10 protein-coding genes and 1 pseudogene are annotated in these 14,440 nt (G+C 65.0%); 7 read left to right on the top strand and 4 right to left on the bottom strand.

Annotated features, from left to right (window positions below):
* The first annotated feature begins 165 nt into the window (after positions 1-165).
* The 4 genes and pseudogenes from FIU28_RS04390 (at position 166) to FIU28_RS04375 (ending at position 3,761) form a co-directional block, all read left to right on the top strand.
* The gene (locus tag FIU28_RS04390; protein WP_143571849.1) at positions 166-1,053 is read left to right on the top strand and encodes an N-formylglutamate amidohydrolase; all 888 of its coding nucleotides are present in this window, start codon (positions 166-168) and stop codon (positions 1,051-1,053) included.
* 87 nt (positions 1,054-1,140) lie between these two features.
* Positions 1,141-1,306 (top strand): annotated as a pseudogene (locus tag FIU28_RS26760) (Flp family type IVb pilin).
* 630 nt (positions 1,307-1,936) lie between these two features.
* Entirely contained in the window at positions 1,937-2,716 is a 780-nt protein-coding gene (gene hisN / locus FIU28_RS04380; RefSeq protein ID WP_143571848.1) for a histidinol-phosphatase, read from the top strand.
* A 361-nt stretch (positions 2,717-3,077) separates the two neighbouring features.
* A complete protein-coding gene (locus FIU28_RS04375) occupies positions 3,078-3,761 on the top strand; it encodes a Crp/Fnr family transcriptional regulator (RefSeq protein WP_143581804.1) in 684 nt (227 codons plus the stop codon).
* Here FIU28_RS04375 and FIU28_RS04370 read toward each other — a convergent pair.
* Positions 3,758-4,663, bottom strand: a complete 906-nt coding sequence (locus FIU28_RS04370) for a LysR substrate-binding domain-containing protein (protein WP_143571846.1) — start codon at positions 4,661-4,663, stop codon at positions 3,758-3,760. The two genes, FIU28_RS04375 and FIU28_RS04370, sit on opposite strands and share 4 nt — an antisense overlap.
* A gap of 86 nt (positions 4,664-4,749) precedes the next feature.
* Between FIU28_RS04370 and FIU28_RS04365 the strand changes: the two genes are divergently transcribed.
* The gene (locus FIU28_RS04365; RefSeq protein ID WP_143571845.1) at positions 4,750-5,502 is read left to right on the top strand and encodes a sulfite exporter TauE/SafE family protein; all 753 of its coding nucleotides are present in this window, start codon (positions 4,750-4,752) and stop codon (positions 5,500-5,502) included.
* Between the two features lie 200 nt (positions 5,503-5,702).
* Here the strand turns inward: FIU28_RS04365 and FIU28_RS04360 are convergent, their stop codons facing one another.
* Both FIU28_RS04360 and FIU28_RS04355 read right to left on the bottom strand, forming a co-directional pair.
* Positions 5,703-6,335, bottom strand: a complete 633-nt coding sequence (locus FIU28_RS04360; RefSeq protein WP_143571844.1) for a LysE family translocator — start codon at positions 6,333-6,335, stop codon at positions 5,703-5,705.
* Between the two features lie 9 nt (positions 6,336-6,344).
* Positions 6,345-7,292, bottom strand: coding sequence for an alpha/beta fold hydrolase (locus tag FIU28_RS04355; RefSeq protein WP_143571843.1), 948 nt, complete (start codon positions 7,290-7,292; stop codon positions 6,345-6,347).
* Positions 7,293-7,485: 193 nt separating this feature from the next.
* Here FIU28_RS04355 and FIU28_RS04350 point away from each other — a divergent pair, with 193 nt between their 5' ends.
* Positions 7,486-7,977: an Hsp20 family protein gene (locus FIU28_RS04350; protein WP_143571842.1), complete on the top strand. Its 492-nt coding sequence runs from the start codon at positions 7,486-7,488 to the stop codon at positions 7,975-7,977.
* Between the two features lie 261 nt (positions 7,978-8,238).
* On the opposite strand, the gene FIU28_RS04345 is transcribed toward FIU28_RS04350, so the two are convergent.
* Positions 8,239-9,087 (bottom strand): hypothetical protein, encoded by an 849-nt coding sequence (locus tag FIU28_RS04345; RefSeq protein ID WP_143571841.1) that lies wholly within the window; start codon positions 9,085-9,087, stop codon positions 8,239-8,241.
* Between the two features lie 559 nt (positions 9,088-9,646).
* On the opposite strand from FIU28_RS04345, the gene gltB reads away from it, so the two are divergent.
* Positions 9,647-14,404 (top strand): glutamate synthase large subunit, encoded by a 4,758-nt coding sequence (gene gltB, locus FIU28_RS04340; protein ID WP_143571840.1) that lies wholly within the window; start codon positions 9,647-9,649, stop codon positions 14,402-14,404.
* The last annotated feature ends 36 nt before the right edge of the window (positions 14,405-14,440 follow it).

Genomic DNA, 14,440 nt, shown 5'->3' with positions numbered 1-14,440 from the left:
AAGGCCGCCGCTTTGTGCCGCGCGGGAGCGCAAACCCAAGCGGTTTAACGACGTTGAACGCTTCTCCAGCCGGCTGCTTGTACCTGCAATGAGTTCGCCCCCTCCCCCGATTTTCTGGCACAGTATGGTCGCAGAACAATCCTGCGGCTGGGATGGCGCGCTTCGATGACCCCCTTTGACGGCGAGCTGTCGCCTCCCTTCGACATCGTCGAGCCCGCCATGTGGCGCGCGCCGATCATTTTCAATTCGCCGCATTCCGGCTCGGTCTATCCGCGGGATTTCCTCGATGCATCGCGGATCGACGTCGTGGCGCTGCGCCGCTCCGAGGATTCCTTCGTGGACGAGCTGATCGCGGGCCTGTCCGCGCGCGGCTTCCCCGTGGTGCGGGTGCACTTCCCGCGCTCCTATGTCGACGTCAATCGCGAGCCCTACGAGCTCGATCCGCGGATGTTCAACGGCCGGCTGCCGAGCTTCGCCAATACCCGCTCGATGCGGGTGGCCGGCGGCCTCGGCACGATTCCGCGGGTGGTCGGCGACGGCCAGGAGATCTATCGAGAACGGCTCGAGGTCGACGACGCCCTCACCCGCATCGAGACGCTGTACAAGCCCTATCACCGCGCGCTGCGCCGGCTGATAAACCAGGCGCATCAGCGCTTCGGCACCGCGATCCTGATCGACTGCCATTCGATGCCGTCGATCGGCATTTCGCGCGACGAGCCGCGGCGGCCGGACATCGTGGTCGGTGACCGCTATGGCACCAGTTGCGCCAGTATCGTTGCGGAGACGGTGGAGGCCTCGTTCGGCGGGCTCGGCTACTCGCACGGTCGCAACCGGCCCTATGCCGGCGGCTTCATCACCGAGCATTACGGCAATCCCGCCAGCGGCCTGCACGCCGTCCAGATCGAACTCAACCGGGCTATCTACATGGACGAACGGCGCCGCGAACGCACCGCGCGGTTCGGCCGGATCGCCGCGGACTTCGCGGTACTCGCCGAAGCGTTGACGCAACTTCCGTTCAGTGAACTTGGCCCGTTCCAGGCCGCGGCGGAATAGGTGGGCGGCAGCGCCGCCCCGCCTTTAGGCTTTTCGCCTCCGTTTCTGGTTGCGGAATGACTCCGCGCAACCTCAACAGGGGGCCATGTGAAAAGCTACCTCTCAAAATTTTGGTCCGACGAGTCGGGCGCAACCGCGATTGAATACGGCCTGATCACCGCCGGCGATTTCCCTGGTGATCATCGCCGCGGTCAACGGCCTGGGCACCAGCTCGAACACCAGTTTTACGGCCATCAGCAATTCGCTGAAGTAACAAACCCAGCATCATGAACGGCATCGGTGCCATTCGCTGGTTCTCAGCCGGCGGCACCGTGCAGAAGTCTGTGTGCACTCCCGTGACTGTCCGGAAGATTGATGGATACACATCAATAATTCCCGGCGGGGCCGCCAGCCCGACCCTGGCGCAGCGTCCCCCACAAACTCCAACGAAAAAAGGGCCGCTTGCGTTGGCAAGCGGCCCAAGTCTAGGGAGGAAACGCCCAAGGAGGGCAGCGATAACGCAAGGCGTTACCGCACCGCAACAATATGCAGGCGCGACGTGAAAAACGCAAGGGTTTTTGACGTCAGCCGCATGCATATTTTGCATGGCGGAAGGCTTTACACGGCATGGAGCGGGCGACATTCCTTATATTTGTCAACTACTTGAAGAAATGACGGTCAAATCGCCGCGCGCTCTTTATGAATCAGAATTCATCTGAACAGAGTTATTCGAATGTTGACGATTCAGCCGAACGCCGGCTAGCCACGGGCTTCAACGTATCCGGTAACCCCGCCATTTGCCTGCAGATATTCTGGCGTCACGGCGGATCCGCAGATGCGGGCCGGTGTGGCGCGATGTATAGAAGCGCGAGCCCGCGCCGGGCGCGATTGCAAGGATTCTGCCGTGACGGTCATCGATTTCACAGCCTTCATCGGCCGCCTCGCCACCGCTTCGGGCGAAACCATCCGGCCGTTCTTCCGCACCGCGCTGAGTATCGACAACAAGAACAGCCATGATTTCGATCCGGTCACCGAGGCCGACCGCGCCGCCGAGGCGGTGATGCGCCGGTTGATCAAGCAGAATTTTCCGCAACACGGCATCGTCGGCGAGGAATTCGGCAGTGAGCGAGAAGACGCCGAATATGTCTGGGTGCTGGATCCGATCGACGGCACCAAGTCCTTCATCTCCGGCTTCCCGATCTGGGGCACACTGATTGCGCTGCTGCACAGGGGCACGCCGGTGTTCGGCATGATGCACCAGCCCTATATCGGCGAGCGCTTCAGCGGCGACAATGGCGCGGCGCGCTACGCCGGCCCGTCCGGCGATCGCAAGCTGATGGTGCGGCGCTGCGCCTCGCTCGACGAGGCCGTTCTGTTCACGACCAGCCCGCGCCTGATGGGCGATGCCGACCGCGACGTCTTCTTCCGGGTGGAGAAGGACGTGCAATTGTCGCGCTATGGCGGCGATTGCTATTCCTACTGCATGCTGGCCGCCGGCCACCTCGATCTGGTGATCGAGACCGAACTCAAGCCCTATGACATCGCGGCCCTGATCCCGATCGTGACCGGCGCCGGCGGCATCGTCACCACCTGGGAAGGCAAGCCGGCGCAAGGCGGCGGTCGCATCGTCGCGGCGGGCGATCCCCGCGTCCACGAGGCCGCGCTCAAGCGCCTCAACCCGTAATTCGTGCCTCGCCGGCTTTTCGACGGACCCGCGTTCCGCCACCGCCCAGGCGCCTCGATTCTGCCGGATTCGCGCCATTTTTTCGCAAATCCCGGCGTTCGTCCGTTGTCGGACAAAACTAATCTCGTGCCGGCTGCGGTCGCCGCCCGCCGAGCCTTGTAGCTCAACTGCCCACCTGATCCGGGAGTGTTCAGGTAAATCCCCGCTAAGACCGGTACCGGACCGACAAATCCCTGTTATGCTTCTTATATCAATGGGTTGCCGCAGCACGCGCTCTCGGAGCACTGTCCCCACCCCTGCGCAAAACGCGGCCCGACCGATCGGGCAGGTAATCGCATTGAACCCACCGAATTCCGACCCCATGCTCAATCAATTGTTGGCAGCCCTGCCGCGTGACCACTTCGCATTGCTGGCAACCCATTTGACGACGGTTACGTTATCCCAGAATCTGGTGCTGGCGGAGACCGGCGACGAAGTCGATCAGATCTATTTTCCTCATAACGGCATGCTGTCGCTGCTCGCGGTGATGCGCGACGGCAAGGCGATCGAGACCGCGACGGTCGGTCGTGAAGGCGTGGTCGGCGGGATGGCCGGCCTCGGACTCTACATCTCGTTGGTCCGGGTGATGGTCCAATTGCCGATGACCGCCAGCAAGATTTCCTCGACGCATTTCCGCAAGGCCGTGGCCGCCAGCGAGCCGCTGCGCAATCTGTGCATTCATTTCAATGAGGTGCTGCTGACCCAGGCGCGGATCACCGCCGCCTGCAACGCGCTGCATCCGGTCGAGGCGCGCTTCGCGCGGTGGCTGCTGCAGTCCGCCGAGCGCGCCGAAAGCGCAACCGTCGGCCTGACGCAGGAATTGATGGCGGAAATGCTCGGCGTGCGCCGCACCTCGGTGACCGAGGTCGCCGGCAAGCTGCAGGCCGCCGGCATCATCAGCTACTCGCGCGGCGTCATCAAGATCATCGACCGCGCCGCGCTCGAAAACGCCTCCTGCGAATGCTATGCGACGCTGATCGACCACACCCGCAAGATCTCCTCCTAGCCGGCGCTGCGCGGCACTGATTCACTGCGCAGATGTTCGTAGAGCTGCTGCGCCGGACGCGACAGCGCCTTGAAGCTGCGGACGCAGATCGCCATCCGCCGGCTTGCCCACGGATCCCTTATCCGCACCAGCCGGATCGGCATCGACCGCGCACAGCGCCTGGCCGCGACCTCCGGAATGATGGCAACCCCGACCCCCGCCGCTACCATCTGGCACATCGCATCGAAGTCGCGCAGTTGCGCCCGGAAGCGCAGCCGCGCGCCGAGCCGCGCGGCATACTTGCCGATATGGCTCTGCAGCGCCGTCGAGTTGGTCAGCCCGATAAAGTCCTGCTGGACCACCTCCTGGAAATCGATATGGCGTCGGCTGGCGAAGGCGCTGCGCGGCGGGACCACCAGCATGAAGCGGTCCTCGCAAAACGAAAACCGCTCGAGATGGTCCGGTAGCGTGTGGTCGGCGGCAAAGCCGATGTCGGCCGCGCCGCTGGCGATCGCCTGCGCGATGTCGGCGCTCTCGCGCTCCTCGACCGCCAGGCTGATGTTCGGATGCGCGCGCAAAAACGACGCCAGCGCCTTCGGCAGATGTTCGGAAAGTCCGACGGTATTGGCGAGCAGCGAGACGCTGGCTTTCAGGCCGCGCGCGTAACCGCCGAGATCGCTGCGCATCGTCTCGACATCCTGCAGCACGATGCGGGCGTGGCCGAGCAGCGCTTCGCCGGCCGCGGTCAGCACGATGCCGCGCCGGCCACGCGTCAGAAGCGCCACGCCGAGCGACGCTTCCAGCGCCTTGATCCGCGCACTCGCCGACGCCAGCGCCAGATGCGCACGGGCCGCGCCATGGGTGATGCTGTTCGCCTCCGCAATGGCGACGAACAATTGAAGATCGACCAGATCGAACCGCATCCGCGCCCTCTGCCTTCGTCGCCGCCGAAGGCTTGCTGCAGAACCTCCAGATTGTGCCGCCCGGAGCGATCGGTCAATGTACGGCCATGATCGATTCCCTGCTCATTTTGATCGCTGCCGTTTTTGCGCTGGCCGGCTTCGTCAAGGGCGTGATCGGCCTCGGACTGCCGACGGTGTCGATCGGCCTGCTGGCGGTGGCCATGACGCCGGTACAGGCGCTGGCCATCGTGATCGCGCCGGCCGTCGTCACCAATATCTGGCAGACCTTCGTCGGCCCCTATCTGCGCGACATCATCCGCCGGCTATGGCCGTTGATGCTCGGTACGGCGATCGCGATCTGGGCCGGCGCCGGATTGATGATCGGCCCCTATGCGCGCTACGGCCCGATCGTTCTCGGCCTGCTGCTGGTGATCTATGCCATTATCAGCCTGGTCAAATTCCAGTTCCGGGTGTCGCCCGCCAACGAGAAATGGGTAGGCGGAATCGTCGGCGTCATCACCGGCGTGATCTCTGCTGCGACCGGCATCCAGGTGATCCCGTCGATGCCGTTCCTGCAGTCGATCGGCATGGAGAAGGACGAACTGGTGCAGGCGCTCGGCCTGTACTTCACGGTGGCCACCGTGGCGCAGGCCTTCAACCTGACCAGCGCCGGGCTGCTCAACGCCTCCACCGCGCTGCCCGGCGTGGTCGCGATGGTCGCGGCGTTTGCCGGCATGTTCCTCGGCCAGGCGGTGCGCGACCGCATGCATCCGGCCGCCTTCCGCCGCTGGTTCCTGATCGCCATGCTCCTGCTCGGCGTCTACCTCACAGTCAACGGCACCTATGCCGTACTAAAGTAACGACAGTCATGCCTCAGACGCAGGCGGTCATGTTTTATCACCTCTCCCCACCGGGGAGAGGTCGGCTTCAAGCTTTAGCTTGAAGACGGGTGAGGGGGCTGCGCGCCCTCGACAAACCTGTGTCCCCTCACCCGGCGCTGCGCGCCGACCTCTCCCCGCTGGGGAGAGGTGGATTGAGAGGCCTGCGCTTGGTGTGTGGGTCAGCGTGCCTGCAGCATCGCGACGCGGACGCCGAGCCCGATGAACATCGCGCCGAGCGCGCGGTTGAGCCAGACGAGCGCGCGGCCGGACTGCCGGATCCGGCCGGCGGCCTTCGCCGCGAACGCCGCCACACCCAGCCCCCATAATGTGCCGGTGCCGATAAAGATCAGCCCGAGCACGACGAAGGCAAGCGCCTTGCCGGGCGCGGCGGCATCGACGAATTGCGGCAGGAAGGCGAGGAAGAACAACGCCACCTTCGGGTTCAGCGCATTGGTCAACGCGCCCTGCCAGAACACCTGGCGCAACGTTGTCGCACGCGGCACGGTCACGGTGGCCGGCGATGCCGCCTGCGTCAGCAGCATCTTGATGCCCGTATAGATCAGATAGGCCGCACCGATCCATTTAATCGCGGTGAAAGCCAGTGACGACGCCGCCAGCAGCGCCGACAGTCCGATCGCCGCGGCGAACACATGCACCAGGCATCCCGCACTGATGCCGAGTGCGGCCGCCGCACCGCCGCGCCAGCCGATCTGCGCGCTGCGCCCGACGATATAGGCCGTGTCCGGCCCCGGCGTGATGTTGAGCAACACGCCGGAAAGCACGAACAGCCAGAGCGAATGAATGCCGAGCATGGATGCTCCTTAAGTAAACGCCGCCGTACCCGGCACGAAGGCGTCGAATGCCGCCCAGAACTGGCCGCGAAAACGGTCCTGCTCCTGCAGGATTTCGTGATGGGCACCGGGAATCACCAGATGCGCGCCGCCGCGCAGATGATAGGCGAATTCCTCGATCGCCGCGGTCGACACGACCGTGTCGTTGCCGGCGGCCATCATCAGGATCGGCTGCCGAATCCTCGCCGGATAGTCCGGCGCGCGAAAGCCGTGCATCGCCGCAAAGGCGGTATCGGCCCAGGCCACCGTCGGCGACGCGATGCCGAGCGTCGGATCTTCCTGGTAGAGCGCGGCGTTGCGGGCGTAGCGCAGCGCATCCGAAGTGAGCTGGTTGCCGTTGAACGGCGCGGTGCCGACCAATGATGCGCCGCCGCCCGGCACATAATTGCCGCCCTGCCCGGTCAGCCGCATCACCCGCAGCAGCGCGCGCGCCGCGAAAGAGGTGCGGCTGCCCGGCAGATCGACCATCGGCGCCGACAGCACCATGCGGTCGAACCAGCGCTTGCCGGCATGCGCCACGCGCAGCATCACCGCGCCGCCCATCGAATGCGCCAGCGCGAAATAAGGCGGCGGGCAATCCGGCAGCACGATCTGCTGCACGAAGGCCTCGACGTCGATTTCGAACTCGCTGAAGCTGCGGACGTAACCTTTACGAAAATCGCGCAGCGCCCGCGCCGAATGGCCCTGGCCGCGCCAGTCGATCATCGCCACCGCGAAGCCGCGGTCGCGCAGGTCGCGCACCGTCTCGAAGTATTTTTCGATACATTCGCCGCGTCCCGAGAACACGCAGACCGTGCCGCGGCGACCGGACGTCGCCGGCCAGCGCGCGAACCGCAAATCGACGCCGTCCGGCGTCGTGATGGTGCCGGACACGACGCTGTCGGGGACGGGATTGGCCGGGATCGAGACGAGCGTCATGAGCGGGACCAGTGGTGAAATCGACAGAATTTCAAGGGGATGGAGGGAAACAAAAATTTTGGACGGACGATCTTGAAGACCGCCTTGACCCATCCATATCACCTTCGTGCAGGCCTGATCTAGGCTGCACGAAAGCAGGCCCGGCCCGATTTGGCGGGCGGGTTATTCAACAGTCGCTCAATGGAGGACTATCATGCGCACTTACGATCTCACCCCTTTCTATCGTTCCACCGTCGGCTTCGATCGGTTGTTCTCGCTGCTCGACCAGTCCGGTCGCGCCGCCGATACCAGCGCACCGGGCTATCCGCCCTATAATATCGAGCGCACCGGCGAGAACGATTACCGCATCAGCGTCGCGGTTTCCGGCTTTGCGCCGAACGAGCTCTCCATCGTCGCCAAGGAAAACACCCTGACGATCAAGGGCGAGAAGGCCGCCAACGAGAACGCCGCGCCGCAGGCCGAGGTACTCTACCGCGGCATCGCCGCCCGCGCCTTCGAGCGCGCCTTCCAGCTCGCCGATTTCGTGCAGGTCAAGAACGCCTCGCTCGAGAACGGCCTGCTCCACGTCGATCTCGTGCGCGAGATCCCGGAAGCCAAGAAGCCGCGCAGCATTCCGATCAGCACCACGAGCGCCGTCTCGGCCCCGCAGGTGGTGGATGGTTCGGCCAGCAAGGTCGCTGCGTAAGCGGATGGCTGTCGGCTGAAGTTGCGTAACATCGAAGCGCCCCGGGAAACCGGGGCGCTTTTTATTACCGTGAGCTCATCCGAAGCCCGGAGGCATTCTTCCCTCTCCCCTTGTGGGAGAGGGTGGCCGCGCGCCAGCGCGGTCGGGTGAGGGGTAGCCGCAAGCTCCGAACCCCGCAGCTCCCCCTCATCCGTCGCGGACTTCGTCCGCGCTTCCTTCTCCCACTACGGGAGAAGGAAGAAGCGCACGGCGAGGCTGGTTCTACTCGACGCCCTGCACTGGCGGCGCGGCCGGGGTGACCTCAGCGGCGGGCGGCGTAGCCGGCTTCGCCTCGGTCGCCGGTGCAGCAACCGTGGGAGCGGCCGGCGTCTCGGTCGCGGCCGGCGGTGTGGCCGTCATCGGGATCACCCGCAACTCATCCGGCTTGGGTGCCACGACCGCCTGCTGCTCGACAGGCGCGGCCGGCGCCGCAACCGGCGGCGTCACTGCGACCGGCACCGCCGGCGTAACCGGCTTGGCCGGCGTAGCCACGGCCTTGGCAGGCGACTTCTTCGGCAGCGGCACGGCAGCCGGCGTCCGGCTGGCGACCCGGGGGACCGCCTCGCGCGGCACGGCGCCTTCGCGAGATGGTACGCCCGGCTGCGGACGGCGATATTGCGGCAGTTCCGGCATCGCCGCCGCCGGTCCGTAGGTGACGACGGTCTCCTCGCCCATCCGGTCCCGCAGGCGATAGGCCGGCATGAAGCGCAGGATGCGGCCAGTACGGGCGTCGATCACCAGCCGGCCATCCTCGCCGTCCACATTGATCGCCGACAGCGTGTAGACCAGGCCGCGCTGCTGCGGCACGCCGAGCGGCTCAAATCCCGTCTCGCGCGCGATGGCAAAAATCTCCCGTGGCGGCAGCACCGACAGCGTGTAAGGCACCGGCGCATAGCGCGACGGGCCGTAACCGGGCGGCAGGTCCGGCGGCAGCGCCGCATAGGGACCGCCGACATCGGACACCGTGACCGCGGCACCCATGCCCAGCCGGTACGGCGCCGGCACCTGTGCCTCCGCGGCGGTGGTGACCAGCACGCCCGCGGTCGCCACCCATCCTATGAACAGTTTCATCGCAAGCTCCTTTGACGCCCCCGCGCCCGAACGCTGCCCTTCCCCTGGACGCGCCCGCTTCGCCGCCGGCGCCGATACCCCGGTGCCATGCGAACGAGCCGCAAGCTGTGCGTTGAAATGGGCCGCGATACGGCCGACCTCGGGCGGTCGGGGGACCCTACGCGGGCTGGAACAGGGCGCTGCCGGACAATTCGCCATCCGGAAACGAACGCAATTCCCGATACGGAACGTTGCAAGCCCTGACTCGCGCGCGCTTGTATGATAGAAAAAAATTTGGCAAGGTCAGAGTTATGACAGCATAGCTGTCGCAATTTGAGGCAATCCCGGCACAGGGATTGCAAAATATGCGGGCAGATTGACGGCGCCCAGGACGACAGTGCGCGAGGTGGCCGCCGGGGACGATGGGCACCACCGCCTGAATTCTTGAAATCGAGGCTCGCGGCGTGCGAGCGGTGGCCCCGCAGGGTTCGCGACGGGTTCCGCGACCGCCCAAGGTGCGCCGACGAGGATGTAGAGCCCCCTCGGGGGTACAAAGCCCTTCGGGGTTGAGAGGACGAAGATGAGCGGGTCAAAGCACGAGCGCCAGACGATCGAAACCGGCATGCTGTCGGCCGACGCATTGTCGAAAGACCCGGCTATCAAAACCGAGCAATATCCGCGCGAGCTGCATACCTGGCGGCCGGAGGCCGAGGGTTTGTACGATCCGTCGCAGGAAAAAGATGCCTGCGGCGTCGGCTTCATTGCCAATATCAAGGGCGTGAAGTCGCACCAGATCGTGGCCGACGCGATCAACATCCTGTGCAATCTGGAGCACCGCGGCGCCACCGGCGCCGACCCGCGGTTCGGCGACGGCGCCGGCATCCTCGTGCAGATCCCGCACAAGTTCTTCGCCCGCAAGGCGACCGAGCTCGGCTTCACGCTGCCCGAGCCCGGCAACTACGCGATCGGCGCGCTGTTCATGCCGCGCGACACGTCCTGGCGCCAGGTCATCAAGGGCATCATTGCCGACGAGATCCGGGCCGAGGGCCTGGTGCTGCTCGGCTGGCGCGTGGTGCCGACCGACAATTCCTCGCTCGGCGAGACCGTGAAGCCGACCGAACCCGCCAACATGCAGGTTTTCATCGGCCGCGGCGACGCGCCGATCAGCTCCGAAGACGACTTCGAACGCCGGCTCTACATCCTGCGCAAGTCGATCTCGCAGGCCATCTACCAGCGCCGCGACCGGAGGCTCGCAGGCTATTACGCCTGCTCGCTGTCGTGCCGCACCGTGATCTACAAGGGTATGTTCCTCGCCGACCAGCTCGGCAGCTATTATGCCGACCTGCACGAATATGATTTCGAGAGCGCGCTGGCGCTGGTGCATCAGCGCTTTTCGACCAACACCTTCCCGACTTGGTCGCTGGCGCATCCTTACCGCATGGTCGCGCATAATGGCGAGATCAACACGCTGCGCGGCAACACCAACTGGATGGCCGCGCGCCAGGCCTCGATCCACTCCAAGCTGTACGGCAAGGACATCAGCCGGCTGTGGCCGATCTCCTATGAGGGCCAGTCCGACACCGCCTGCTTCGACAACGGCCTCGAATTCCTGGTGCAGGGCGGCTACTCGCTGCCGCACGCCGTGATGATGATGATTCCGGAAGCCTGGGCCGGCAACCCCCTGATGGATGAGCAGCGCCGCGCGTTCTACGAATATCACGCCGCGATCATGGAGCCGTGGGACGGCCCGGCCGCGCTCGCTTTCACCGACGGCCGCCAGATCGGCGCCACGCTCGACCGCAATGGCCTGCGTCCGGCGCGCTATCTCGTGACCCGCGACGACCGCATCGTGATGGCGTCCGAAATGGGCGTGCTGAAGATTCCCGAAGAGGACATCATCACCAAATGGCGGCTGCAGCCCGGCAAGATGCTGCTGGTCGATCTCGAACAGGGCCGCCTGATCCCGGACGACGAGATCAAGGCCTCGCTGGCCGCCATGCATCCCTATGCCGCCTGGCTGAAGAGCACCCAGATCGTGCTGGAAGAACTGCCTGACGCCCCCGCCAAGGGCCAGCGCTCCAACCTGCCGCTGCTCGATCGGCAGCAGGCGTTCGGCTATACCCAGGAAGACGTGTCCATCCTGATGACGCCGATGGCGGCCCTGGGCGAGGAAGCCTCGGGCTCGATGGGCAATGACGCGCCGATCTCGGCTTTGTCCGACAAGCCGAAGCCGCTATTCACCTATTTCAAGCAGAACTTCGCGCAGGTCACCAACCCGCCGATCGATCCGATCCGCGAAGAGCTGGTGATGAGCCTGGTCTCGATCATCGGACCGCGGCCCAATTTGTTCGACCTCAAGGGCGGCACCGACGGCACCAAGCGCCTCGAAGTGCGGCAGCCGATCCTCACCGACCAGGATCTGGAAAAGATCCGTTCGATCTCCGACGTCGCCGAGTCGCACTTCGTCTCGTGCACGCTCGACACCACCTTCCATGCCGGCTTCGGCGCGGCAGGCCTCGAGCATGTGCTGGATGAACTCTGCGCGCGCGCCGAAGCCGCCGTCCGCGAAGGCGTCAACATCATCATCCTGTCCGACCGCATGGCCGGCTCGGACCGTATCCCGATCCCGTCGCTCTTGGCCTGCGCCGCCGTGCATCATCATTTGATCCGCACCGGCCTGCGCACCTCGGTCGGCCTCGTCGTCGAATCCGGCGAGCCGCGCGAAGTGCATCACTTCGCCTGTCTCGCCGGCTACGGCGCCGAAGCGATCAACCCCTATCTGGCCTTCGAATCCATCATCGGGATGAAGGACAAGTTGCCGACCCCGCTCGACGACTACGAGCTGGTGAAGCGTTACATCAAGTCGATCGGCAAGGGCCTGTTGAAGGTGATGTCGAAGATGGGCATCTCGACCTACCAGTCGTATTGCGGCGCGCAGATCTTCGACGCCGTCGGTCTCAAGGCCGAGTTCGTCGCCAAGTACTTCACCGGAACCCACACCCAGATCGAGGGCGTCGGCCTGCCGGAGATCGCGGAAGAGACCGTGCGCCGCCACACCGAGGCGTTCGGCGACATCCAGATCTACAAGACCGCGCTCGATGTCGGCGGCGAATATGCCTACCGCACCCGCGGCGAGGACCACGCCTGGACCGCGGAATCGGTCTCGACGCTGCAGCATGCCGTGCGCGGCAATTCGCTGGAGCGCTACCGCGCCTTTGCAAAAATCCTTAACGAACAGTCCGAGCGTCTGCTGACGCTGCGCGGCCTGTTCAAGCTGAAGACCGCCGAGGACGAAAAGCGCAAGCCGGTGCCGCTGGAGGAGGTCGAATCCGCCGCCGACATCGTCAAGCGGTTTGCCACCGGCGCGATGAGCTATGGCTCGATCTCGCGCGAGGCGCACACCACGCTGGCGATCGCCATGAACCGGATCGGCGGCAAGTCGAACACCGGCGAAGGCGGCGAGGAGTCGGATCGCTACAAGCCGATGGCCAATGGCGACTCGATGCGTTCGGCGATCAAGCAGGTCGCCTCCGGCCGGTTCGGCGTCACCACGGAATATCTCGTCAATTCCGACATGATGCAGATCAAGATGGCGCAGGGCGCCAAGCCCGGCGAAGGCGGCCAGTTGCCCGGCCACAAGGTCGACGCGACGATTGCGGCCGTGCGGCATTCCACGCCCGGCGTCGGCCTGATCTCGCCGCCGCCGCACCACGACATCTATTCGATCGAAGACATCGCGCAGCTGATCTATGACCTCAAGAACGTCAATCCGGAGGGCATGGTCTCGGTCAAACTGGTGTCGGAAATCGGCGTCGGCACGGTCGCGGCGGGCGTTGCCAAGGCGCGCGCCGACCACGTCACCATCGCCGGCTTCGAAGGCGGCACCGGCGCCTCGCCGCTGACCTCGATCAAGCACGCGGGCTCCCCATGGGAAATCGGCCTCGCCGAAACCCACCAGACCTTGGTGCGCGAACGGCTGCGCTCGCGCATCGTCGTGCAGGTCGATGGCGGCTTCCGTACCGGCCGCGACGTCGTGATCGGCGCACTGCTCGGCGCCGACGAGTTCGGCTTCGCCACCGCGCCGCTGATTGCGGCCGGCTGCATCATGATGCGCAAGTGCCATCTCAACACCTGCCCGGTCGGCGTCGCCACGCAGGACCCGGTGCTGCGCAAGCGCTTCACCGGACAGCCCGAACACGTCATCAACTACTTCTTCTTCGTCGCCGAGGAAGTCCGCGAGATCATGGCCACGCTGGGTTACCGCACCTTCAACGAGATGGTCGGCCAGACCCAGATGATCGACCAGTCGACGCTGGTGTCGCACTGGAAGGCCAAGGGTCTCGATTTCTCGAAGCTGTTCGTCAAGCAGAAGGCGCTGCCCGGCCAGACCATCTACCATTCGGAACTGCAGGATCATCACCTCGAACACGTGCTCGACCGTGAGCTGATCGCGCAAGCACAGCCGGCGCTCGACCGCGGCGCGCCGGTGAAGATCGACATCGAGATCAACAACACCAACCGTTCGGCCGGCGCGATGCTGTCCGGCCGGGTCGCGAAGATCTATGGCAATGCCGGCCTGCCCGACGACACCATCAAGGTGTCGCTGAAGGGCACCGCCGGCCAGGCCTTCGGCGCGTGGCTGGCGCGCGGCGTCACCTTCGATCTCGAAGGCGAAGGCAACGACTATGTCGGCAAGGGCCTGTCGGGCGGCAAGATCATCGTGCGGCCGCCGGCGCATTCCGGCATCGTGCCGGAAGAGTCGATCATCGTCGGCAATACCGTGATGTACGGCGCGATCGAGGGCGAGTGCTACTTCCGCGGCATCGCCGGCGAACGCTTTGCGGTGCGCAATTCCGGCGCGGTCGCGGTCGTCGAGGGCGCCGGCGACCATTGCTGCGAATACATGACCGGCGGCATCGTCGTGGTGCTGGGCAAGACCGGGCGCAACTTCGCGGCCGGCATGTCCGGCGGCGTCGCCTATGTGCTCGATGAGGATGGTGGCTTCGACAAGCACTGCAACATGTCGATGGTTGAACTGGAACCGGTGGTCGATGCCGAGATGCTCAAGTCCGGCGCGTTCCACCAGACCGGCGATCTCGACGCCAGCGGCCAGGTCGATGTGTTTGCCAATTTGCTCGGCGAGGACATCGAGCGGCTGCACGTGCTGATCTCGCGTCACGCGAAATATGCCGGCTCGGCCAAGGCCGCCATGATCCTCGCGGACTGGAAAACCTGGCTGCCGAAATTCCGCAAGGTGATGCCGATGGAATATCGCCGCGCCCTGAAGGAATTGCAGGCCGCAGCAAACGCCATCCCGAAACTCGCGATCGGGGCGTAACACGCAACAATAAACTCGCCGTCATTGCGAGGTGCG

Source organism: Tardiphaga sp. vice154 (assembly GCF_007018645.1).
GTDB lineage: Bacteria > Pseudomonadota > Alphaproteobacteria > Rhizobiales > Xanthobacteraceae > Tardiphaga.
Note: the sequence above shows the minus strand (reverse complement) of the source record. Positions and strands in the feature narration are given on the sequence as shown.